This is a genomic window from Rhizobacter sp. P2_H2 (assembly GCF_056403375.1).
Genome location: NZ_JBFUFP010001073.1, coordinates 1 through 1,795 on the forward strand (window position 1 = coordinate 1; position 1,795 = coordinate 1,795).

Genomic DNA, 1,795 nt, shown 5'->3' on the forward strand with positions numbered 1-1,795 from the left:
GCGAGAAGCCGATCGCCGCATGCTGCGCCACGTCGGCCGGCGTGCGCGGCACGCCATGCGCCGCCAGGTAGCCGGGCGACGCGACGACGACGCGCCGCACCTGGCCGAGCGGCACCGCGCGCAAGCCCGAATCGGCGAGGCGCGCGATGCGCACCGCGACATCGAAGCCCTCGTCGAGCAGGTGCACGACGTGGTCGGCGAACCAGGTGCGCGCGCTGACCTGGGGGTGCGCCGCGAGGAAGTCGAGCACCACCGGCGCGACGTGCAGCCGCCCGAACATCGCCGGCGCGGTGATCGCGAGCAGCCCCTGCGGCGCGGTGTACGCACCGCCCGCGGCCGCCTCGGCCTCGGCGATGTCGGCCAGGATGCGCTTGCAGTCGGCGTGGAAGCGCGTGCCGGCATCGGTCAGCGAGACGCTGCGCGTCGTGCGCCGCAGCAGCTGCGCGCCCACGTGCTGCTCGATCGCCGCGACCGCCCGCGTGACGGCCGGCGGCGACATGCCGAGCAGCCGCGCCGCCGGCGCAAAGCCGCGCGCCTCGGCGACGGCCACGAACACCCGCATCCCTTCGAGTCGGTCCATCCGCGCATTCTCGCCATTCCGCGCGGCGGAAGAATCAAATGCGCCCGGCGGGGATTCCGCTGCGCGGCGCCGCCGCCTAAGGTAGGGGCATGAACGACACCCCCCTCTTCCACGCCGGCGAACTGGCGGTTCAGCAACGTGCCGGCGTGCGCGCGATGGTCGACGGCTTCGCGTCGCACATGATCCGCGACGCGATGCCGCTGCAGCACCAGCAGTTCTTCGCCCAGCTGCCGACGCTGTTCGTCGGCAGCCTCGATGCGATGCGTCGCCCGTGGGCCTCGGTGCTGAGCGGTGCGCCGGGCTTCGCCGATGCGCAGGACGCGCGGCACCTGCGCATCCGCGCCGCGCGCGACGCCGCCGATCCGCTGTCGGCCCACCTGGCCGTCGGCGACCCGATCGGCCTGCTGGGCCTGGAGCCGCACACGCGGCGGCGCAACCGGCTGAACGGGACGGTCACGCAGCTGGACGCCGCGCGCATCGAGGTGCAGGTCGACGCGAGCTTCGGCAACTGCCCGCAGTACATCCAGGCGCGCGACGTGGCGCCGGCTGACCGACCGGCTTCGGCGACGCGACCGGAAGCCACGCTGCTGGGTCCGCTGCTGAGCCCGCAGGCGAGCGCGCTGGTGCGCGGAGCGGACACGCTGTTCATCGCGTCGGCGTCGCCGCATGCGCGCGGCGAGGCGGGCGCGGACGGTGTCGACGTCTCGCACCGCGGCGGCCGGCCGGGCTTCGTGCGGGTCGAGACGGTCGGCGCGCACAGCGTGCTGACGATCCCCGACTTCCGCGGCAACCGGCTCTTCAACACGCTCGGCAACATCGCGGCCCACCCGCACGCCGGGCTGCTGTTCATCGACTACGCGCGCGGCGACGTGCTGCAGCTGACCGGCGACGCCGAGCTGGTCTGGGACGGCCCCGAGCTGCAGGCCTTCGCCGGCGCGCAGCGGCTGCTGCGGGTGCAGGTGCAGGCCGGCGTGTGGCGGCCGCAGGCGCTGCCGCTGCGCTGGTCGGCAGCCGAGTTCGCGCCGCAGCTCGCGGACACCGGGCGGTGGGCCGATCCGGCCGACCCGTCCGATCCCGCCGACCCGGCCGGCTGAGTCCGGTGGCCTACGTGGCCTTGGCCAGCTGCAACGCAGGCGTCAGCAGCGCGAGGTGCGCATCGAGCGCCTGCTGTGCGGCGGCCAGGGTCCCGGCCCCGTCGCTGCGGGGATCGTCACC

At 75.0% G+C, this 1,795-nt stretch carries 2 protein-coding genes; one reads left to right on the top strand and one right to left on the bottom strand.

What is annotated here, in order from left to right; all coding sequences use genetic code 11:
- On the bottom strand, positions 1-580 hold a 580-nt coding region (locus AC1D15_RS30140), incomplete at its 3' end, for a LysR family transcriptional regulator (protein ID WP_477828916.1).
- An 89-nt stretch (positions 581-669) separates the two neighbouring features.
- On the opposite strand from AC1D15_RS30140, the gene AC1D15_RS30145 reads away from it, so the two are divergent.
- Positions 670-1,674, top strand: a complete 1,005-nt coding sequence (locus AC1D15_RS30145; RefSeq protein WP_477828917.1) for a flavin-nucleotide-binding protein — start codon at positions 670-672, stop codon at positions 1,672-1,674.
- Positions 1,675-1,795 lie beyond the last annotated feature (121 nt).